Annotated in this window: 1 protein-coding gene; it reads right to left on the bottom strand. The window is 47.7% G+C overall.

What is annotated here, in order from left to right; translation table 11 throughout:
• Positions 1-314: 314 nt before the first annotated feature.
• Positions 315-637: hypothetical protein (locus tag BLW97_RS19880; RefSeq protein ID WP_207650662.1), on the bottom strand; the 323-nt coding region annotated here is incomplete at its 5' end.

Genomic DNA, 637 nt, shown 5'->3' with positions numbered 1-637 from the left:
TAAGGCGGGAGCCGTAGGGGTGGCATCGGCCTGTGCCCATTCGGTGGCGCCCAGGGTAAAACCAAAGCACGCAGCGACAACAGCAGTAATCAGTAGTTTCGGGCGTTTCAACAGGGTTTTCGGGCGACTATTCGCCATAGGACTCTCCTTAGGAGTTTTGGTTCTGCAGTATGCATAAAGGGACCCCAAACAGAGGGCCATAATTGACGCTTTCCTTCGTTTTACGTAGCAATGCAACAGGCATAGTGGACGCTTAACGATTCAGGTCTCAGCCCATCGTCGCCACGATCTCAAAACACGCTGCCATGACTGGGTTAGTTCAGATGATGATTATTGTTGATGACCTCCCAATGGCTTCCGCCCGGTTTCCCGACTTCGATCATCTGAATTTGACCGTTACTGATCATGGAGCATCGATAAATCAGACCGTGCAAATGTCTGCACTGATTGATTTTTGTTTCTTTGACTTCCTGATCAATATGCTGCATCTGACTCTTGGTAATATTCATGTCCATGTTGTTGTCTTTAATGGCGCGGATAATATCTGCTTTTTTGAGTGCCCGACGTACATCCTGATGGCTAGGTCCGAAGGAACATCCAGACAGTCCGATAACAGTAAAAAGCAACAAAAAAGAGA

The sequence above is a fragment of the Acidithiobacillus albertensis genome (assembly GCF_001931655.1).
Taxonomy (GTDB): domain Bacteria; phylum Pseudomonadota; class Gammaproteobacteria; order Acidithiobacillales; family Acidithiobacillaceae; genus Acidithiobacillus; species Acidithiobacillus thiooxidans.
The sequence above is the reverse complement of the archived record's forward strand: the minus strand, read 5'-3'. Positions and strand labels throughout refer to the sequence as shown.